Source organism: Rhodococcus sp. P4_F3_2, from assembly GCF_056401335.1.
On sequence record NZ_JBFUJN010000001.1, the window covers coordinates 285,134 to 305,157 of the forward strand.

Sequence of the window (20,024 nt, forward strand, 5' to 3'; positions counted from 1 at the left end):
GCACACTACCAAGCATGACTACTGCGGCACTGTCGATCACGCAGATCGAGAACACACATCTGGTTCGGTGCGGTCACGCCAATTGGGTCCTGGTCGAAGAGGGGGCCGATCTGACGTTGATCGACGGCGGATACCCGGCCAACGGCGCCGACGTCGAACGCTCGATCGAGCAGATCGGTCACCAGCTCGGGGATGTTCGGGCAATCCTCGTCACTCACGCGCATGTCGATCACATCGGTGGAATCGCGGACATCGTGACTCGGCTCCAGGTTCCGGTCCTGATGGATCCGTTGGAAGTGCCCCACGCGAAGCGGGAGTACCTGCAGCAGTTGTCGCCGGCCAAAGTTCCGTTGCTGTTGTGGCGGCGAGGCGCTCCGAAATGGCTACGCGACGTGATCGGAGCAGGCGCGTTGAAAGGCGCGGAACTGCCTCGAGCACAGGCCTTTGCGTCAGGTGGTGCGCTGGACGTTCCCGGTCGGATCGTACCGATTCCTACCCACGGGCATACTGACGGCCACAGCGCTTACCTTGTCCCCGAGGCAGGAGTCATCGCGTCGGGTGACGCTCTGGTGACCGGACATGCGACGTCGAGCGTCGCCGGACCACAATTTCTGGTGTGCCCCTTCAACCATGACCGTGGAGCGACGGACCAGGCGTTGGACAATATTGCCGCTGCGCCCGCCGGCGCGCTGTTTCCCGGACACGGGCCGGTCTACGAAGGCAGCTTGGCTGCCGCAGTCGAACAGGCCCGAGCGGGCCGGACAAGGATGCGTCCATGAGTACGGTCGAAACGGTCGACGAAGGCGCGGTGCACGGTTTCCTGCACCGCCCCGAGTCAGTGCCCGTCGCAACCCTGGCATTGACCCACGGCGCCGGAAGCAATTGCGACACTGTGCTGTTGCGTGCTGTCGCCGACGGCTTTGCTGCAGCAGGAGTGCAAGTTCTGCGCTTCGATCTCGCGTTTCGGGTGCGTCGAGCTTCGGGGCCGCCGCATCCGTCGCGTGCTGCGGAGGATCGTGCGGGCATTACCGAGGTGATTGCCGCTGTTCGCTCGGACTACTCGGTGCCCGGACCCGTTCTGCTCGGCGGACATTCGTACGGCGGTCGGCAGGCGTCGATGATGGCAGCGGAGAACCCGGGACTTGTCGACGGTCTGGTTCTGCTGTCCTATCCACTGCATCCACCGAAGAAGCCCGAGAAGCTCAGAACCGAACACCTGCCCGACCTGAACACACCCGCCGTTGTCGTCCACGGATCGAAGGACGAGTTCGCGACGACGGAGGAGATACAGGCAGCACTCGACCTGGTTCCCGCCGCGACACGTCTGTTGGAGTTCGAAGGAGCGCGACACGACTTGTCCGTGGTGAAATTTCCGGTGGTGGAGGCGACAGTCGCGGCCGCATCGGCTTTGTTTGTGTTCTGAACGCCGAGCGGGCAGTTGCCCGTGTCGGTGGTTCCTGGTGAGATCGAATCATGAGTGCCCAGCCGTATCAGCCCAGTGCCCTGTCCGACGTCACGGTGAGCGTCGACGGGGACGACACAGTCGTCAGCTTCCCTCGGGTGCTGCCGTATCCCGTCGAGAAGGTGTGGGAGGCGATCACCGACCCGGAGATGTTGGCGCAATGGACGCCGTACACCGCCGATCGGAATCTGAGCCGTACCGGTGACGCCGTGATCACCATGCTCACCGAGGACGGTGCCCCCGAAATGTCGCTGCCGGTCACCGTTCACGTTGTGGAGACCACTCGGCGGCTCGAACACGAGTGGGGCCCGGACGAATTGGTGTGGGACCTGACCTCGGTCGAGGGCGGCACCCGCGTCGTACTTACGCAGAGGTCGCGCGCCGAGGGGATGGCGTCGGCACTCGCTGCCGGATGGCATTTGTGCTTCGACGTACTCGATGCCCTTCTGGCAGGCGAGCCCTTCGGACCGATCGTGGGCGAACGGGCGCGCGAGTACGGCTGGGACGCACTCAACTCCGGTTACGCGCGACAGTTGGGCATCGACGAATCTCAGGTTTGGTAGCTGCTCAGAGTTTGCGACTGGCAGGCTTTCTGGTGGAGGCTCGCACGATCAGTTCGACGGGAAGTTTCACGGATTCGACGTTCTTGCCGGAGATAAGTGCGAGTAGGTGCTCGAGCCCGGTCGCGCCAATCTTTCGGGCGGGGGACCTCACCGTTGTCAGGGGCACCGGGAGTTGCGAGACAACCGGAATGTCGTTGTAGCCGACCAGCGCAAGATCGTCGGGAATGCTCAACCCGAGATCACGGGCCACACCGAGTACGCCGATCGCGATGGTGTCGCTCACCGTGAAGACGGCGTCGGGGCGTGAATCCCCACCGAGCAATGTGGCCGCCGCATCGACACCCCCTTGAACTTCGAACTCGGACGCCACTATTCGGTTCGGCGGCAGTTCCAGACCGGCTTCGGTCAGGGCATCGCGGAAACCCGCGACGCGTTCCCGCGACGTGCTGGCGTGATCCGGCCCCGCGATCACTCCGAGATCGCGATAGCCGCAGTCCAGAAGATGCTTCCCCGCGAGGTAGCCGCCGAGGCGGTCGTCGCCGCTGACAAAGGGAAGACCTCGGTTCGGAGACGACGTCGCCGAGTCGATGTGCCGGTTCAGCAGCAGGATCGGGAGTGAGCGCAGGGGGAGCGAGTCGACGAAATCGGTACCCGGCAGGTGGATGCTGCTCAGCATGAGACCGTCGACCTGTCGGCTGACCAGGAACTCGACCGCTTTGCGCTGCGCGTCCAGATCGTCGGGTGGGCTGGAGAGAAGGACGGAGTACCCGGCTGCGGTGGCGGCTTCCTCGATGCCTTGGAACATCGTGGCCACCACGACGTCCGTCAGCCTCGGCATCACGACGCCGATGGTGGTGGTCTTGCGGGTACGCAGGCTGGCCGCCCACAGGTTCGGTTGGTAACCGAGTTCCTCGGCAACCTGACGAACTCGGAGTGCGGAGTCGGACCAACCGTCGGCGGGCTCGGGCTGACGGAGGACCCGCGACGCCGTCGAGATGTGGACCCCGGCCTGGTCGGCGATTTCGCGCAGCGTTGGCGGACGGCCGTTGCTGCGGTTCGACGGATCGGGCGTCATCTGCGTCGGGGCTCCTGGTGTGCGTCGGTTCTGAGCTGGTTCTGAGTCGGTTGGCCGTCCGGGGATTGACGGGTGTGCAACCGGGCCCTACTCTAGGCGATGCAAACGATTGCGCAATCGTTCTCGCAAAGGATTGCGCCCGAGAACACTGGAGGCCCCGTGACCACGCCGCAGTCCCTGTCCGAGCTTTTTGCCATCGACACCCTGCTGGACGCCGAGGAGATCGCGATCCGCGACACGGTCCGCAAGATGGTCGACGATCGCATTCGCCCGCACATAGGTGAATGGTTCGAAGCGGCAGCACTGCCGGCGCGTGAGCTGGCCAAGGAACTGGGCGCGCTCGGCGTTCTGGGCATGCACCTCGAGGGCTATGGCTGTGCCGGAATGAGTGCCACGGCGTACGGGTTGGCCTGCCAGGAACTCGAAGCTGTCGATTCGGGCATTCGCAGCCTCGTCTCGGTCCAGGGCTCACTGGCCATGTTCGCGATCCACCACAACGGAAGTGAAGAGCAGAAGGAAGAATGGCTCCCGCGGATGGCGGCGGGTGAAGCCATCGGCTGCTTCGGTCTCACGGAACCCGATTTCGGATCCAACCCCGGCGGTATGCGAACCAACGCCAAGCGCGACGGCGACGACTGGATCCTCAACGGAACCAAGATGTGGATCACCAACGGCTCCATCGCGGACGTCGCCGTGGTCTGGGCGCGAACCGAAGACGGCGTGCGCGGATTTGTCGTTCCCACCGACACTCCGGGATTCTCCGCCCCCGAGATCAAGAACAAGATGTCGCTGCGCGCGTCGGTCACCTCGGAACTGGTGCTCGAGGACGTGCGTCTTCCTGCCTCGGCGATGCTGCCCAAGGCACGCGGACTTTCCGGCCCGCTCGGCTGCCTCAACGAGGCACGCTTCGGCATCATCTTCGGCGCGATGGGCGCCGCACGTGACTGCCTCGAGACCGCGATTTCCTACGCGCGTGATCGCAAGGTCTTCGACAAGTCGCTCGCCGCGTACCAGATCACCCAGGCCAAGATCGCCGACATGGCAGTCGAATTGGGCAAGGGGCAGTTGCTCGCCATCCACCTCGGACGCCTCAAGGACGCCGGGACGGTTCGCCCCGAGCAGGTCAGTACCGGCAAGCTCAACAATGTCCGCGAGGCCATCAAGATCGCCCGTGAATGCCGCACCATTTTGGGCGCCAACGGCATCACGCTCGAGTACCCCGTGATTCGGCACGCCAACAACCTCGAATCCGTTCTCACCTACGAGGGCACCTCCGAGGTTCACCAGCTCGTGATCGGTCGCGCTCTCACCGGTGAAGAAGCGTTCCGGTGACGGTCGACGCTGTCGGAGCACTCGACGGGCTGGTGATCGCTGATTTCGGTCGCGTCCTCGCCGGCCCGTACGCCACGATGATTCTCGCCGACCTCGGCGCGGAGGTAGTCAAGATCGAACGTCCGGGTGTCGGCGACGACACTCGTAGTTGGGGTCCGCCATGGGTCAGGGACGAGTCGAGTTACTTCCTGTCGGTGAACCGCAACAAGAAGTCGGTCACTCTGGATCTGCGCGAGCAGGAGGATCTGGAGAGTGCGCGTGAGTTGGTTCGCGGCGCGGATGTAGTGGTTCAGAACTTCCTGCCGGGAACGATGGACCGGCTGGGATTGGGTTACGACTCTGTGCGAGAAATGAATCCGCGTGCGGTCTACTGCTCGATCAGCGGCTTCGGTGGCAACAACTCTTTGCCGGGATACGACCTGTTGATCCAGGCGGTGGGCGGATTGATGAGTATCACCGGCCCCGATTCCAAGACTCCCACCAAGGTCGGCGTCGCGGTGGTCGACGTCATCACGGGCCTACACGCCAGCGTGGGAATCCTTGCAGCGCTGCGCCATCGCGATCGAACGGGCGAAGGACAGCACGTCGAGGTCAATCTGTTGTCCTCGTTGCTCTCCGCGCTCGCCAACCAGTCGTCCGGCTATGTTGCCGCGGGCGTGGTGCCTCAGGCAATGGGCAATCGACATCCGAGCATCGCACCATATGAGGTATTCGACACCGCGGACCGTCCGCTGGTCCTCGCTGTCGGCAATGACCGGCAATTCGGTTCGTTGACAGAGGTTCTCGGAGTTCCCGAACTTGCCGCGGATGTGCGGTTCATCTCGAACCGGGATCGGGTCGCGCATCGAGAAGAGTTGTTCGATGCCGTCACTGCTGCGTTGGCCAAGGGCACTGCAGACTCGTGGTTCGAGGCGCTGACCGAGCGAGGTGTCCCGTGTGGACCTCTCAACGACATCGCCGACGCGATAGCGTTGGCGGAGCGACTGAATCTCGATCCGGTGGTGTCCATCGACGACCCGCGTCGCGATGCACCGACTAGGCAGGTAGCCAATCCGATTCGGATGAGCGGCACGCCGGCAACCTATCGGTCGGCCCCGCCGCGGTTGGGGGAGGACAGCGTTCCCACTCCGTCGGGAGTCAGTTGACCCAAGCGAATCGGCCACCGGAATACCCGGTGGCCGATCTGCGTGTGTGGGTGACTCAGCTGACCTTCAGGACCAGCTTTCCGGTGTTCGCACCGGCGAAGAGAAGGTTGAGGCTGTCGCCGAACGCGTCGATACCCCCGTCGACGACGTGCTCGCGGGCAGTCAATTCGCCACTCTTGATCCACTTTCCGATCTGCTCCTGCGCTTCTGCGTAGCGATCGAGGTAGTCGAAGACCACGAAGCCGGCCATCGTGGCCCGATTGACGAGAAGTGACAGGTAGTGCGCGGGGCCTGGCTGAGGCTCGGTGGCGTTGTAACCCGCGATGGCGCCGCAGATGACCACCCGAGCGCCCAGGCGCAAACGGGAGAGTGCAGCGTCGAGAATTTCTCCGCCGACGTTGTCGAAGTACACGTCGATACCGTCGGGAGCGTTGGACTTGAGCGCCTTGTAGACGGATTCGTTCTTGTAGTCGATGGCGACATCGAAGCCGAGGTCCTCGGTGAGCCACGCGCACTTCTCCGGACCGCCGGCGATGCCGATGACCTTGCATCCGTGGAGCTTTGCGATCTGACCGACCAGGCTGCCGACCGCGCCCGCGGCACCGGATACGACGACGGTGTCACCGTCTTTCAGCTTTCCGACGTCGAGCAGTCCGAAATATGCGGTGACGCCGGGGAATCCGAGAGCTCCGAGCCAGGTCGGTAGGGGAGCGATCGATTCGTCGACCCGGGTCACATCTGTTCCGTCGGACACGCCGTACTCGGAAGCGCCGAACGATCCCGCCACGATGTCCCCGACCTGGTAATCGGGGTGTTGGGATTCGGTGATGCGTCCGACGCCGTGGGCGCGCATGACGGAACCGAGCTTGACCGGCGGAACGTACGACTTGACGTCGTTGAGCCAACCGCGCATCGCGGGGTCGAGGGAGAGGTATTCGACCTTGACGACAAACTCACCCGGCCCGGCGGACGGGATCTCGGCGTCGACATATTCCCAGGTGGAAGCGTCGGGAAGTCCTGTCGGGCGGGCGGCGAGGCGTACTTGGCGGTTGGTCATCTCTCCCCTTCGGCGAAACGAATTGAACTTGAGGCCGGATTCAATATAGGTGATGGATCACGAACTGGGAAGAGTTGGATGAACCGATTGACGACTATGTATGTTCGATCGATGAGCAATGTCGTCGAAGACGCGCCTGGTTGGTTCACTCGGGCGCTGGAAGCGCCGGTCGAGACGGGGTCGGTGGAGGTCGAGGGCGCTTCGGTGCACTTTCGGGCTTGGGGGTCGGCGGGGCCGGGAATTGTGCTGATCCACGGCGGCGCAGCCCACAGTCGCTGGTGGGATCACATCGCGCCGCAGTTCGCCGAGGGGCGGCGCGTCGTCGCTCTCGACTTGACGGGCCACGGAGACAGTGACACTCGCGATGCCTACGCGATATCCCAGTGGGCTCGCGAGGTGCTGGCGGCGGCCGAGGCCGGGGGAATCGACGGCAAGCCGATTCTGGTGGGGCACAGTATGGGTGGGATTGTTTCCTTCGTGGCCTCGCATCTGCACGGTGAACTGTTGGACGGCGTTGTCATCATCGATTCGCCACTCAAGGCGCGGACGCCCGAAGAGGAGGCAGCTCGACGCCAGAATGCGTTCGGCCCCAAGAAGGTTTACCCCACCAGGGAAGACGCGATGGGTCGATTCCGCTTCGTTCCGCCCCAGGATTCGGGACTGCCTGCGGTGCGTGACCATGTGGCAGCCACGTCCATGGAGGAAGTCGATGGCGGTTGGTCATGGAAATTCGATCCGAACTTCTTTCTCCGAGTTGGCGCCGAAGATGTTCTCGACAGTGAACCGCGTTGCCGCGTAGCCTATTTCCGAGCTGAGAACGGTATCGTGTCCGATCGACTCATGGAGCACATGCGCGGACTGTTCGGACCGGAGGCCATCGTGGCGGAGATTCCCGAAGCCGGCCATCACGTCATGATCGATCAGCCGTTGCAACTCGTGACCGGGGTGCGAACTGTGTTGAGTGCGTGGGCCGTCGCAAGTCAAGTGCCGGTAAATCAAGCGGCAGGTAACATTGAGGAAAGGGTAGAAGCATGAGCACGGAATTGACGCTCGAACCGAAAGTCGAAGCTGCACTGCAGTTGTGGCACACCATGATCGAAACCGGTGACCTGTCGGCACTGCCGACCATTGTCGCGCCCGACGCGCAGTTCCGATCGCCCACCGGATTCAAGCCGTACCAGTCCGCGGATGCCGTTGTGCTCATTCTCAATACGGTGATCCAGGTGTTCGAGAATTTCGAGTACCACCGTCAGTTCGCCGGAGCCAACGGTCGGCAGGTCGTTCTCGAATTCAGTGCGAACATCGGAGACAAGAGCCTCAAGGGAATCGACATGGTCGAATTCGACGAGGACGGCAAGATCGTCGATTTCGAGGTCATGGTGCGTCCGGCCAGCGGGCTCGCCGCATTGGCTGCCGAGATGGGCCGCAGGCTCGGGCAGACGCTACCGAACTACAAGGCCTGACCTGATTCCGGCGCGGGCCGGGTCTGCCTGCTCAACTCGTGCTGAATCCGCCGTTGGAGTGAAGAAGTTGTCCTGTTATCCAGCCTCCGGCGTCGGACATCAGAAATCGGACGAGGTCTGCAGTGTCGCCGGGTGTACCCAGCCGGCCGGCAGGGGTGTGGAGGGTTGTGGCCTGTTTGATCTCCGGTGTCATCCATCCTGTGTCGATCGGTCCTGGGTTGATGATGTTTGCCCTTACGCCGCGTGATCCCAGTTCGACTGCGGCGGCGATGACGATGCGGTCGAGAGCGCCCTTGCTGGCGCCGTACGGAAGATTATGGGCCGCATGGTCGCTGGTGAGTGCGATGATCCGCCCGGTCACCTGACTGATTTCGCGTTGCTCCGGAAGGCGTTCAGCGAACGCTTTGATCAGCAGCCAAGAGGCGCGGGCGTTGACGGCGAAATGTCGTTCCCAGCTCTCGACGGTGGTATCGAGGATCGAGCTGTCGACGCTTTCGCAGTGCGAGAGCACCAGCCCACGAAGGTCATTCCGCGATGCGGCAGCGTCAACGAGCTGTGCGGCCGCATCCGGCGAGGCCAGATCTCCGGGAACCAGGTCGACACGGCTCCCGAGTGCGCGACACTTCTCGGCAACGTCCTGCGGATCGTGCGCTCCGCGGACGAACCCGACGCGTTCGTCATAAGGCGCCCAGTAGCCGATCGTCAGATCCCAACCATCCTCGGCGAGACCCAATGCGAGGCTTGCTCCGATCGACTTGCTCCGGCCGACGCCGGTGATCAACACGGTCCCGCGCTTGTCAGACACTGCTCGCCTCCAGAGATGTCCTGCAATTCAAATGGGGTGAGGTCACTTCAGATGGAAGCATCACTGTAGCGGGCGAGCTGTCGACTGTATCGAGCGAGCTGTCGCCGTAGGTGCCTCGACCTGACCAGTGTCTTGACACGGCGCTGGTCACAGCGTTTGACTGAGATGCAATCTCGAGTTGATTCGCCGGACTGTGTCCCGGGAGGTTGACCTATGCGCGGCAATGGAATTGCAGGCAAGGCTTTCTCAGGCGAGGGCTGTAGACGTGGACAAGAATCTCACCGAGCAAGGTCTCATCGCGGGACCGTCTCGGTTCTGGCTTTGGTTGGGGTGTGCGTACTTTCGTTTGCCACCACTCAGATGGTCGGCGCTCAACCGGTTGCAGAGAATGTCGATACCGGGTTCGTGATCCCTTTTGCCGGGGCACCGGTCTACGAGAGCGTCGCGCCCACGCAGATGACTACTCCGGATCAACTCAACCAGCCACTCGGTCAGCAGACTGCGGAAGAGATTGCCGCGCAGATCGGACTCGAGCCAGCCGACGCTTTGACCGAGGAGCAGTATCGCGACCTCATGACCGGCGGTGGGGTCGGTGGCAATCTCGAGGATGCCGAGGTGATCGACGAATGCGCCCGGATTCTCACCAATACGAACGGGCGGCCCCTCTATTCCGGCACTACGCCGTCGGTTCTGGCCAGTTACGGGTTGTACGTGAATCCCGACGGATTGCTGGAGAGTCCGGCCAACGCGGATGCGCCGACGCGACAGGTGAATACGCTGATCGCCCCTGGCGGTTTTGTGGGCACCTGGTTGCGCAACAACGGTGCGACGCACACTCTGATTGCGCTCTATCAGTCGGCATACACGGTGCAGGCAGTCTACGGATTTGCAGCGCAACAGATTTCGGGAGAAGCACAGCTGGTGACCAACACCAAAGGCGATGTGAGTTCGGAAGTCGGCATGTCGATGGCGCCGCCGCTCTGGATAGTGAACTTCGCACTGCTCTACGTCTTGAAGCCGTCACTGGCGGCGGCCATGCCTGCGCACTGGGCTCCCATTCCGCCTGCCGTTGCCGACGCCGTGAAGTCCAGTCCCAGCGGTCAAGTCGCCTTCAGTGACTACGCGTCCTATTTCGAGTGATCGGTCTGCCGGACAGCGCTGACGAACTTCTCGATCAAAGCGTGGTCCTTGACGCCGCGGGAAGACTCGACGCCGCTGGAGACATCGACGCCCCAGGCACCGGTGGCATCCAGCGCGCCGCGGACGTTGTCCGGGGACAGTCCGCCCGCCAGGATCCACTGGCCTTGGGGGCGCGATTGCTGTTGTGCCCAGTTCCACGGCACCCCGGATCCGGCGTCGGCGCCGTCGATCAGAAGTTCGTCCTCGCCGAGGTCGAGGTTGTAACCGTCGCGGACGTTGCTGGAGACAACAGCGCGGATGACAGTGAGGCCGGCGTCGTGCAAGCGCTGCACTTGCTCGGCGTCGACCAGATCGTGAATCTGCACGGTACGAAGACCGGTGATCTCGGCGATCTCGAGGACCTGATCGATCGGGTTGCCGAGAAATACTCCGATTGCCCGGATGTGTTCGGGGATTCGTGCAAGAAGATCGACTGCAAGTGCGGGGTCGACTTTGCGGACGCTCTCGGCGAAGACGAAACCGATGGCGTCGACGCCCAGGCCCACCGCGAGGTCGACCGTGTCAGCGTCCCGCAGCCCACAGACCTTGATGAATGTCACCTGATACACAGTACTAGCGTCGTCGCCGTACCAGCGTCGTCGTCTAGCCTCGTGCGTGCGACATTTCTACGTGCGAGAGGCTTGACGTGGACTGGCTCTACCGAATCAGTTTGATCTCGGGACCACTGCCGGTGATCCTGACTGTGCTCGGGGTCCTGGGTGGTGTGTGGCTGCTCGGTTCGAACGTCCGCTGGTACTACCGCAGAGCGGTACCGATCGCGGGGCTGATCGCGCTGGTGATCATGATCGCCGTCTGGATCACCGTCGAAAAGGTGATCGTGCCGTTCCCGGATCCCATCGAGATGTCGATCTACGTGTGGATCGGAATCGGTATCTACGCGCTGCTACTTCTCGGGCCGCGAATCAAAGCGGGCGGAACCGTAGCCAAGGCGGCGCTGTCTGTGGTTGCGACTTTGCTGGTCATCGTCACCGCCGCGACGCAGATCAATCTGGTCTTTGCTGCCTACCCGACAGTGGGAATTGCCTTCGGACACGACGATTTCGACCGCATTTCACTCAGCGAAGTTCCCGGTCCGACGGATCCTGTTGTAACCGGCGATCCCACCGACACGGTGTGGAAAGCGCCGGAAGGCATGCCGATTCGCGGACGAGTCACGACTTTGCCTGTTCCCGGAACGATTTCGGGATTCTCCGCGCGCGATGCCCAGGTGTATCTGCCGCCGTCGTACTTCACCAATCCGCGTCCGCTTCTTCCCGTGCTCGTGCTCATGGCCGGTCAGCCTGGCAAGCCCGAGGACTGGCTCCAGGGCGGAAAGCTGACCGCGACAATGGATGCTTTTGCCCGGGATCACGAAGGGTTGGCTCCGGTCGTCGTGATAGCCGATGGAACAGGCTCGCAGATGGCCAATCCGCTGTGCACCGACTCGTCGCAGGGCAAGGTCGGCACGTATCTGGCAAAGGACTTGCCCGCTGCGGTGGCGAAGGCGTTCCAGATCGACACGAACCCGAGGGCGTGGGCCATCGGTGGACTCTCTTACGGCGGTACCTGCTCGCTGCAGATGGCTACCAACTACCCCGACGTGTATCCGACGTTCCTCGATCTCTCCGGTCAGTTGGAGCCCTCGCTCGGTGACCGACAGCGAACCGTCGACGAGATATTCGGCGGCGACGAGGCGGCATTCGTGAAGGTGAATCCGATGGACCTGCTGGCGACCCGGAAGTTCCCGAACTCGGGCGGAGTGTTCGTGGTCGGAACAGATGACAACGAGTTCAAGCCCGGCCAGCAAAAGGTGTACGAAGCGGCCAAAGCGGCCGGARTGGACGCCAGGTATCTCGAGCTTCCCGGTGGTCACAGCTTTTCGGTGTGGTCGGCCGGCGTCGAGCAGGAGCTGACGTGGATCTCGCAGCGAATGGGACTGATCAGCTGAATCCTGTTCCGGTTTTGGAACGTGTTCTATATTCGGTGTGTGGCTGCCGTTCGGCAGTCTCTCGATCGTTCACCGACTGGAGTTCAGGCACATGTACGAGTGGTCCGACACCGACCTGATGTTCCGCGACGCCTTGCGGGGCTTTATCGACAAAGAGGTGCGACCTCACGTCGACGAGCTCGAAAGTGGTGCGCTGCCGCCGTTCGACATCATTCGCAAGCTGTACTCGACCTTCGGTCTGGCCGACATGGCACGCGAGGGCCTCGAGAAGTCGCTCGCACGCGAGCGCGGCGATGCTCCGTCCGGTGACGGTGAGAAGTCGAGCGCCTTCAGTGGCGCAGGCAGCATGGGCGTTGTGCTCAACAGCGAATTGGCCGGCGTCAGCCTCGGCCTCGTTGCGTCGTTGGGCGTCAGCCTCGGATTGGCCGCTGGAACTATCCGCAGCCGCGGCACACTCGCGCAGAAGGAACGCTGGCTCCCCGGCTTGGTGACTTTCGAAACCGTCGGTGCATGGGCGATCACCGAACCGGACTCCGGCTCGGATGCTTTCGGCGGTATGAAGTCCTACGTACGCCGCGACGGTGACGACTACATCCTCAACGGCAACAAGACCTTCATCACCAACGGTCCGTACGCCGACGTGATGATCGTCTACGCAAAGCTCGACGAGGGGGACGCGTCGGTTGATCGTCGTGACCGCAAGGTGCTCGCCTTCATCCTCGACAAGGGCATGGAGGGGCTCACGCAGAGCCCGCCGTTCAAGAAGATGGGAATGAACTCCTCGCCGACGGGTGAGCTGTTCTTCGACAACGTCCGCATCACCAAGGATCGTCTGCTCGGCGAAACCGAGGACAGCGGAAAGTCCGACGGAAAGTCCAGCGCCAAGGAGAGCTTTGCCGCCGAACGGATCGGCATCGCGTCCCTTTCGCTCGGCATCATCAACGAATGCCACCGTCTGAGCATCGAATACGCGAAGTCCCGCAAACTGTGGGGACGTGAGATCGGGCAGTTCCAGCTCATCCAGCTCAAGCTCGCCGAGATGGAGGTCGCTCGAATCAACGTGCAGAACATGGTCTTCAACGCGATCGAACGCACCGCGGCCGGAGACAAAGTGAGCCTGGCGGAGGCGTCGGCGATGAAGCTGTACTCGTCGCGCGCAGCGACCGAGGTCGCGATGGAAGCCGTACAGCTGTTCGGTGGAAACGGCTACATGGCCGAATACCGAGTCGAGCAGTTGGCGCGTGATGCCAAGTCGCTCATGATCTATGCGGGCAGCAACGAAATTCAGGTCACCCATATCGCCAAGGGCCTCCTGGGCTGACACCGGAACGTTTTCGCTGGTCGGTCGACCGCAGCAGGAACCGGATAGTCTTGCTGCGGTCGGCGACACCGCGCCGACGGATCGGAGTAAGCAGTGAACGCGCCAGATCCCACAAATGTTCATCCGATGGCCGGGCAACCACGAGTGGTGTTGCTGAAGCCGTTGATCGACAACCCGTTGATCGAGGTAGGGGAGTACACCTACTACGACGATCCGGAGTTCGCCGAAGAGTTCGAGACTCGAAACGTGTTGCATCACTACGGTCCCGACAAACTGGTGATCGGAAAGTTCTGCGCCCTGGCCACCGGTGTCACCTTCATCATGAACGGCGCGAACCATCGTATGAACGGTGTCTCCACTTACCCGTTCCCGATCATGGGCGGCGATTGGGCCCGGCACATGGATTTGGTGCAGGATTTGCCGTCGCGCGGTGACACCGTCGTGGGGAACGACGTGTGGTTCGGCGGGAACGTGACAGTCATGCCCGGTGTCCGGATCGGCCACGGGTCGATCGTGTCCACCGGCGCCGTCGTAACGCGCGACGTCCCGGACTACGCAATTGTCGGCGGCAACCCGGCAATGGAGATCAAGCGCCGCTTCAGCGCTGAAGACATCGAGAAGTTGGTGCGAATTGCGTGGTGGGACTGGCCGATCGAGAAGATCACCCGCCACGTCCGGTTGATCTCGGACGGGAGCGTCGCGGAACTCGAAGCGGTCGAGTGATCTCCGCGCCCGCTAGTTCGTTCGTGTGAGCGAGTAGTTCCGGACATAAAGCATGGCGGCCGCGAGAAGGCCGACGGCAAGACCTGTTGCGGTGAACGTGATCAGGTTCGGCTCGAGGTCGAAGTGGATAACGGCCGATGGCGGGAAGGGGTTCTGCTGGTCGCGCGGTTCGGGAAGGACCACCGAATAGAAGGTGGGCGGCCAGATTCGTCCGACAACGGCAACTGCGAGTCCGTAGGCTGCGCCGAAAGCTGAAAGTGCAAGCGGAAGAGCAAATTTTCTACCGTGCGCGTCGCGGGCCAGTCGCCATCCCGTCGCGTTCAGTATCGCCGAGACGACAACGGCGACAGCCGTTCCGACCATCAGGAACCAAGCGGCCGCGGGGAACCAATGTGGTGCGTCGGAGTAGCTGTAGCCGTCGATAACCCACATGTACCCCGTCTTGCCGTCCTCCATCGGCGGCGGTGGTGGAGGTTGGATGCCGATATGTTCTGTCCGCGTGGATGGCGTGGCAAATCGCCAGGCGAGCACTCCGAGGACGCTCAGGAGTAATCCGGTCGCGATGAAGACTGCGAAGAGTGGTTCTGCAACGCGGTTGCGAAGCGTAGTGAGTCGCATTCGAGGATCGTCTCATCTCAGCCCGAGATCGAGACTCTTTGTCGGTGGCTTGTATTAGCTTGTGCGCATGACTCTCACACTCGGCATGATCACTTTCGACAGTCTCGATCCCGGTCCGCTCGCAACGTGGTGGGCGGCGCAGTTGGGCGGAAACATCGTCGAGGAGAACGACGGTTGGTTCTACATCGTCGCGGTCTCTGACAGCGCCACCAACTTCGCATTCCAGAAGGTCCCGGACCCCACCGCCGGCAAGAATCGCATCCATCTCGATTTGGGGAGTCCGGATCTCGACGCCGAGGTGGCGCGGCTCGTCGAGGCCGGAGCAACCGAGCACCACCGGGAGAACATGGACGGTTTCCGTTGGGTGACGCTCCTCGATCCTGATGGGAACCAGTTCTGCGTGTCCGGTCCTCACGCCTGAGCTGACAGGTCCTGAGCTCACCCGATTCGCGCCCACTGATTTCGTGCCCACTGATTTCGCGGGCACCGATTCGGGCATGATGAGGGGCATGACTTCTCAGACTTCTCGGACCGGGGCCGACGCAGTCGGCCTGTGCAGCTTCGTCGATTCGTCACCGTCGCCGTTCCATGTGTGCGCGACGGTGGCGACCGAGCTGACGTCCGGTGGGTTCGTCGAAGTCCACGAAACGCAGTCGTGGCCCGCCGAGCCCGGACGGTACTTCCTCGTGCGCGGTGGTTCGCTGATTGCCTGGAGCACCGAGGGCGTGGGAAACACCGCTCCGTTCCGGATCGTCGGAGGTCACACCGACAGCCCGAATCTGCGGGTCAAACAGCATCCCGACCTCACTTCGGCCGGGTGGCAGATGGTGGGCCTCGAACCGTATGGCGGTGCGTGGCTGAACTCCTGGCTCGACCGCGATCTCGGTATCTCCGGACGATTGAGTGTCCGGGTGGGAAACACGGTGGAGCAGAAGCTGGTTCGCATCGACGACCCGATTCTGCGTGTTCCGCAGCTGGCTATCCACCTGTCCGAAGATCGCAAGGGCGTGACGCTGGATCCGCAGCGGCACGTCAACGGAATCTGGGGCGTGGGTTCGAAACCCAAGTCGTTCATCGGATTTGTCGCCGAGCGTGCGGGTGTAGCCGCGTCGTCGGTTCTCGGCTGGGAATTGATGACACACGATCTTGCGCCCAGCGCAGTCGTGGGGGTGGACAAGGAATTGGTCAGCGCCCCTCGGCTGGACAATCAGGGCACGTGTTATGCAGGGACACAAGCACTTCTGGCCGCAGTCGAGTCACCCGGTCAGCAGGTCCCGGTGCTCGCACTCTTCGATCATGAAGAGGTCGGCAGCATGTCCGACCGTGGAGCTTTCTCAGATCTGCTGAACACCGTGCTCGAACGGATCGTGTTGGGGCGCGGTGGTGGCCGCGAAGAATTCCTGCAGGCGATGGCGGGCTCGGTGTGTGCGTCGGGCGACATGGCTCACGCGACGCACCCCAACTACCCGGACCGTCACGAGCCCGCTCATCGGATCGAGATCAACGGTGGGCCTGTACTCAAGGTGAACCAGAACCTGCGATACGCCACCGATGCGGCCGGTGCAGGCGAATTCGCGCTCGCGTGTGATCAGGCGGGAGTGCCGATGCAGCGCTACGTCCACCGCGCCGATCTGCCGTGCGGCTCCACCATCGGACCCATCACGGCATCACGGACCGGACTGTCCACCGTCGACGTCGGCGCACCCCAGCTCGCGATGCACTCGGCCCGCGAGTTGATGGGCGCGGCAGACGTCCGCATGTATGCCGACGCGCTCGGTGCCTTCCTCACGCCGCGAAGTTAGAGGGCGCGTAGTCAAAGTGCGGGGAGCCCGGCGGGTGCGGCCGGGAGACCCTCGAAGAAGTCGGCGCTCGGTGTGAAGAACATCGAGCCCGTCACAGCCGTCGAGAAGTCGAGTAGTCGGTCGTAGTTGCCGCGGGGGTCGCCGAGAAACATGTTCTCCAGCATCCGTTCGGTGATCGCAGGCGTGCGGCAGTAGCCGATGAAATAGGTGCCGATCTCGTCGTCACCGAGGCGCCCGTACGGCATGTTGGCACGCAGGATCTCGAGAGCCTTGCCGTTCTCGTCCTTGATCGCGTTGAGCGCGACGTGCGAGTTGGCCGGCTTCACGTCGGACGTCATCTCGATGTCCTCGAGCTTGCTGCGCCCGATCACACGCTCCTGCTCGTCGACGGTGATTGCTTCCCAATCGCGCATCTTGTGGATGTAGCGCTGGATATGGACGTAGCTGCCGCCGGTGAACGCAGGATCCTCGTCGCCGACCGTCACTGCGGCGACGGCGTCGCGGCCGACCGGATTCTCGGTGCCGTCGACGAAGCCGATGAGGTCGCGGTTCTCGAAGTACTGGAAGCCGTGAACCTCGTCGACCACCGTGGCCGCGCCGTGCAGTCGCTTCGTGATCTGCCGAGCCACCTCGAAACACGCGTCCATACTCATCGCGCGGATGTGGAAGAGCAGATCACCGGGAGTCGACGGCGCCGAGTGAACGTCACCCTGCAAAGCGGTGAACGGGTGCAGCAGCGCAGGGCGCTGACCGGCGAACAGTCGATCCCAGGCCAGCGAACCGATGCTCGTCACGACGTCCAAACCCGATCCAGGGACACGCAGCCCCACAGCCCGCTGCAGGCCGGCGACATCGGCGAGCAGTTCTCGTGTGGTGTTCTCGCCACCCGGATTCACGGTCGCGACCAGGAAAATTGCAGCCGGAGTGAGGGGAGTGGTCACCGACTGGGACTGTGCCGTGAGGTCGGCTTGACGAACATCCTGGGGCATGCGAGACCTTTCGAGGGAAAGAATGAACCGGCCTGACCTTAAGAAAACCGACCGGATTACCCAAACCAGTGCGGGTGTGACGGGCGATACTTCGCAGGCCCGGAGGTGTTGCGGGTGCTGCCGTCTGCGGAAGTCGTCGGCCCACACCGATAGACTGTCCCTCCGGCACGTTCTTTCGTTGGGCACATTCGTGGTGTCCCGCTCCGCGCCGGCTTGCCTCTTGACTCCCGTAGGGAAGGGACCACTCTCCAGTGTCTGCTCACCAGGTCGATACCGTCACGCACGCATCGGCTGATCCCGATGCCGCTCAGCCGTTCAAGGAGCTCGGTCTCAAGGACGACGAATACGCACGCATCAAGGAGATCCTGGGCCGCCGTCCCACGGACGCCGAACTGGCGATGTACTCGGTGATGTGGAGCGAGCACTGCTCGTACAAGTCCTCGAAGGTCCACCTCGGATACTTCGGCAAGACCACCACCGACGAGATGCGCGCCAACATGCTGGCCGGTATCGGCGAGAACGCCGGCGTCGTCGACATCGGTGACGGCTGGGCAGTCACGTTCAAGGTCGAGAGCCACAACCACCCCTCGTACGTCGAGCCCTACCAGGGTGCGGCAACCGGTGTCGGTGGCATCGTCCGCGACATCATGGCCATGGGTGCTCGTCCGATCGCCGTCATGGATCAGCTTCGGTTCGGTGCTGCCGACGCCCCCGATACCCGTCGCGTCGTCGACGGTGTCGTGCGTGGTGTCGGTGGATACGGAAACTCCCTCGGCCTCCCCAACATCGGCGGCGAGACGGTCTTCGACGAGTCCTACGCAGGCAACCCGCTGGTCAACGCACTGGCAGCCGGCGTCATGCGCGTCGAGGATCTGCATCTGGCCTTCGCTTCGGGTGCAGGCAACAAGATCATCCTGTTCGGCGCACGCACCGGTCTCGACGGCATCGGCGGCGTCTCGGTCCTCGCGTCGGCGACGTTCGACGACGAGGGTGGAGACACCGGCGGACGTAAGAAGCTCCCTGCGGTTCAGGTCGGCGACCCCTTCACCGAGAAGGTGCTCATCGAGTGCTGTCTCGACCTCTACAAGGCCGGCCTCGTTGTCGGCATCCAGGACCTCGGCGGCGCCGGGCTGTCCTGCGCCACCTCCGAGCTGGCTGCGGCCGGCGACGGCGGCATGCACATCAACCTCGAGAAGGTTCCGATGCGCGCCACCGGCATGACCCCCGCCGAGGTGCTCTCCAGCGAATCGCAGGAGCGCATGTGCGCCGTGGTCACGCCCGAGAACGTCGATGCGTTCATGGAGGTCTGCAAGAAGTGGGACGTCCTGGCCACCGACATCGGCGAGGTCACCGACGGTGAGCACCTCACCATCTCCTGGCACGGCGAGACCGTCGTCGATGTTCCCCCGCGCACCGTCGCTCACGAAGGCCCGGTCTACAACCGTCCCGTCGAGCGCCCGGCAAGCCAGGACGCGTTGATCGCGAACACGACCGCCGGACTGAAGCGTCCCGAAACCGACGCCGAGCTCGAAGCGACCCTGCTGAAGATGATCGCCTCGCCTGCCCTGTGCAGCCGCAAGTGGATCACCGAGCAGTACGACCGCTACGTCCGCGGTAACACCGTCCTGGCCGAGAACGCCGACGGCGGTGTCATCCGCATCGACGAGAAGACCGGACGCGGAATCGCACTGTCCACCGACGCTTCGGGCCGCTACACCGCGCTCGATCCGTACACCGGTGCGCAGCTCGCATTGGCCGAGGCTTTCCGCAACGTGGCAGTCACGGGCGCAACGCCCAAGGCCGTCTCCAACTGCCTGAACTTCGGTTCTCCCGAGGACCCGGGTGTCATGTGGCAGTTCCAGCAGGCTGTTCGCGGCCTCGCCGACGGCTGCGCCACCCTCGGCATCCCCGTCACCGGCGGCAACGTCAGCTTCTACAACCAGACCGGATCCACGGCCATCCTGCCGACGCCGGTGGTTGCCGTCCTCGGTGTGATCGACGACGTTCACCGCCGTATCCCGACGGGCCTCGGACTCGAGCCTGGCGAGACGCTGATCCTGCTCGGCGACACCCACGACGAGTTCGACGGCTCCATCTGGTCGCAGGTCGAGCACGGTCACCTCGGTGGCGTGCCGCCGAAGGTCGACCTCGCCCGTGAGCAGCTGCTTGCGGACATCCTGCTCGCCTCCTCGCGTGACGGACTGGTCACCGCAGCTCACGACCTCTCCGAGGGTGGACTGGCCCAGGCTGTCGTCGAAGCCGCGCTGGCCGGCGAAACCGGTTGCCGCATCCTGATTCCCGAGGGCGCAGATCCGTTCGTGACCCTGTTCTCGGAATCGTCCGGACGCGTCCTGGTTGCGGTTCCTCGCACCGAGGAGACCCGCTTCACCGGTATGTGCACCGCTCGCGGCTTGCCGTGGACGCGTATCGGGGTCGTCGACGAGGGCAGCGACTCCGTCGAGGTCCAGGGACACTTCTCCGTCACGATGGCTAAGCTCCGTGAGGCCTTCGAGGGAACGCTGCCCGCACTGTTCGGGTGATA

The 20,024-nt window shown here is 63.2% G+C and carries 20 protein-coding genes; 14 read left to right on the forward strand and 6 right to left on the reverse strand.

What is annotated here, in order from left to right; genetic code table 11:
• The first annotated feature begins 14 nt into the window (after positions 1 to 14).
• The 3 genes from AC1DWA_RS01400 to AC1DWA_RS01410 are packed head-to-tail and all read left to right on the forward strand — an operon-like array spanning position 15 to position 2,025.
• The gene (locus tag AC1DWA_RS01400) at positions 15 to 779 is read left to right on the forward strand and encodes an MBL fold metallo-hydrolase (RefSeq protein WP_047889619.1); all 765 of its coding nucleotides are present in this window, start codon (positions 15 to 17) and stop codon (positions 777 to 779) included.
• A complete protein-coding gene (locus AC1DWA_RS01405; RefSeq protein WP_047889618.1) occupies positions 776 to 1,423 on the forward strand; it encodes an alpha/beta hydrolase family protein in 648 nt (215 codons plus the stop codon). The genes AC1DWA_RS01400 and AC1DWA_RS01405 overlap by 4 nt, the downstream gene beginning before the upstream one ends.
• Before the next feature lie 50 nt (positions 1,424 to 1,473).
• Positions 1,474 to 2,025: an SRPBCC family protein gene (locus AC1DWA_RS01410; RefSeq protein WP_020970638.1), complete on the forward strand. Its 552-nt coding sequence runs from the start codon at positions 1,474 to 1,476 to the stop codon at positions 2,023 to 2,025.
• Between the two features lie 4 nt (positions 2,026 to 2,029).
• Here AC1DWA_RS01410 and AC1DWA_RS01415 read toward each other — a convergent pair whose 3' ends face one another.
• The gene (locus tag AC1DWA_RS01415; protein WP_020970637.1) at positions 2,030 to 3,100 is read right to left on the reverse strand and encodes a LacI family DNA-binding transcriptional regulator; all 1,071 of its coding nucleotides are present in this window, start codon (positions 3,098 to 3,100) and stop codon (positions 2,030 to 2,032) included.
• 159 nt (positions 3,101 to 3,259) lie between these two features.
• Here AC1DWA_RS01415 and AC1DWA_RS01420 point away from each other — a divergent pair, with 159 nt between their 5' ends.
• Positions 3,260 to 4,432, forward strand: a complete 1,173-nt coding sequence (locus AC1DWA_RS01420; protein WP_029256136.1) for an acyl-CoA dehydrogenase family protein — start codon at positions 3,260 to 3,262, stop codon at positions 4,430 to 4,432.
• Positions 4,429 to 5,577, forward strand: a complete 1,149-nt coding sequence (locus AC1DWA_RS01425; protein WP_477847604.1) for a CaiB/BaiF CoA transferase family protein — start codon at positions 4,429 to 4,431, stop codon at positions 5,575 to 5,577. The genes AC1DWA_RS01420 and AC1DWA_RS01425 overlap by 4 nt, the downstream gene beginning before the upstream one ends.
• A 55-nt stretch (positions 5,578 to 5,632) precedes the next feature.
• On the opposite strand, the gene AC1DWA_RS01430 is transcribed toward AC1DWA_RS01425, so the two are convergent.
• Entirely contained in the window at positions 5,633 to 6,634 is a 1,002-nt protein-coding gene (locus tag AC1DWA_RS01430) for an NADP-dependent oxidoreductase (protein ID WP_003939765.1), read from the reverse strand.
• 111 nt (positions 6,635 to 6,745) lie between these two features.
• Between AC1DWA_RS01430 and AC1DWA_RS01435 the strand changes: the two genes are divergently transcribed.
• Positions 6,746 to 7,669: an alpha/beta fold hydrolase gene (locus AC1DWA_RS01435; RefSeq protein ID WP_019745115.1), complete on the forward strand. Its 924-nt coding sequence runs from the start codon at positions 6,746 to 6,748 to the stop codon at positions 7,667 to 7,669.
• Complete coding sequence (locus AC1DWA_RS01440) at positions 7,666 to 8,097, forward strand: nuclear transport factor 2 family protein (protein WP_019745114.1); 432 nt, start codon at positions 7,666 to 7,668, stop codon at positions 8,095 to 8,097. Before AC1DWA_RS01435 ends, AC1DWA_RS01440 begins: the two co-directional genes overlap by 4 nt.
• Positions 8,098 to 8,128: 31 nt before the next feature.
• Here the strand turns inward: AC1DWA_RS01440 and AC1DWA_RS01445 are convergent, their stop codons facing one another.
• The gene (locus AC1DWA_RS01445) at positions 8,129 to 8,902 is read right to left on the reverse strand and encodes an SDR family oxidoreductase (protein ID WP_387402995.1); all 774 of its coding nucleotides are present in this window, start codon (positions 8,900 to 8,902) and stop codon (positions 8,129 to 8,131) included.
• A 213-nt stretch (positions 8,903 to 9,115) separates the two neighbouring features.
• Between AC1DWA_RS01445 and AC1DWA_RS01450 the strand changes: the two genes are divergently transcribed.
• Positions 9,116 to 10,042 (forward strand): hypothetical protein, encoded by a 927-nt coding sequence (locus AC1DWA_RS01450; RefSeq protein WP_477847607.1) that lies wholly within the window; start codon positions 9,116 to 9,118, stop codon positions 10,040 to 10,042.
• On the opposite strand, the gene AC1DWA_RS01455 is transcribed toward AC1DWA_RS01450, so the two are convergent.
• Positions 10,030 to 10,641, reverse strand: coding sequence for a phosphoribosylanthranilate isomerase (locus AC1DWA_RS01455; RefSeq protein ID WP_133727022.1), 612 nt, complete (start codon positions 10,639 to 10,641; stop codon positions 10,030 to 10,032). The genes AC1DWA_RS01450 and AC1DWA_RS01455 overlap by 13 nt on opposite strands.
• A gap of 86 nt (positions 10,642 to 10,727) precedes the next feature.
• On the opposite strand from AC1DWA_RS01455, the gene AC1DWA_RS01460 reads away from it, so the two are divergent.
• The 3 genes from AC1DWA_RS01460 (at position 10,728) to AC1DWA_RS01470 (ending at position 14,073) form a co-directional block, all read left to right on the forward strand.
• A complete protein-coding gene (locus AC1DWA_RS01460; RefSeq protein WP_477916445.1) occupies positions 10,728 to 12,029 on the forward strand; it encodes an alpha/beta hydrolase in 1,302 nt (433 codons plus the stop codon).
• A gap of 91 nt (positions 12,030 to 12,120) precedes the next feature.
• Entirely contained in the window at positions 12,121 to 13,350 is a 1,230-nt protein-coding gene (locus AC1DWA_RS01465; protein ID WP_007733810.1) for an acyl-CoA dehydrogenase family protein, read from the forward strand.
• Between the two features lie 126 nt (positions 13,351 to 13,476).
• Positions 13,477 to 14,073 carry a CatB-related O-acetyltransferase gene (locus AC1DWA_RS01470; RefSeq protein ID WP_070385775.1) on the forward strand — a complete coding sequence of 199 codons (597 nt, stop codon included), beginning with the start codon at positions 13,477 to 13,479 and terminating at the stop codon, positions 14,071 to 14,073.
• A 12-nt stretch (positions 14,074 to 14,085) separates the two neighbouring features.
• Here the strand turns inward: AC1DWA_RS01470 and AC1DWA_RS01475 are convergent, their stop codons facing one another.
• Positions 14,086 to 14,691, reverse strand: coding sequence for a hypothetical protein (locus AC1DWA_RS01475; protein WP_477847611.1), 606 nt, complete (start codon positions 14,689 to 14,691; stop codon positions 14,086 to 14,088).
• Positions 14,692 to 14,758: 67 nt separating this feature from the next.
• On the opposite strand from AC1DWA_RS01475, the gene AC1DWA_RS01480 reads away from it, so the two are divergent.
• Both AC1DWA_RS01480 and AC1DWA_RS01485 read left to right on the forward strand, forming a co-directional pair.
• Entirely contained in the window at positions 14,759 to 15,112 is a 354-nt protein-coding gene (locus AC1DWA_RS01480; protein WP_445386729.1) for a VOC family protein, read from the forward strand.
• An 88-nt stretch (positions 15,113 to 15,200) separates the two neighbouring features.
• On the forward strand, positions 15,201 to 16,493 hold the full coding sequence (locus tag AC1DWA_RS01485) for a M18 family aminopeptidase (protein WP_477847614.1): 1,293 nt from the start codon (positions 15,201 to 15,203) through the stop codon (positions 16,491 to 16,493).
• A gap of 11 nt (positions 16,494 to 16,504) precedes the next feature.
• On the opposite strand, the gene AC1DWA_RS01490 is transcribed toward AC1DWA_RS01485, so the two are convergent.
• A complete protein-coding gene (locus AC1DWA_RS01490; RefSeq protein ID WP_020908937.1) occupies positions 16,505 to 17,482 on the reverse strand; it encodes a Dyp-type peroxidase in 978 nt (325 codons plus the stop codon).
• Between the two features lie 251 nt (positions 17,483 to 17,733).
• Between AC1DWA_RS01490 and purL the strand changes: the two genes are divergently transcribed.
• Positions 17,734 to 20,022, forward strand: a complete 2,289-nt coding sequence (gene purL / locus AC1DWA_RS01495; protein WP_019745104.1) for a phosphoribosylformylglycinamidine synthase subunit PurL — start codon at positions 17,734 to 17,736, stop codon at positions 20,020 to 20,022.
• The last annotated feature ends 2 nt before the right edge of the window (positions 20,023 to 20,024 follow it).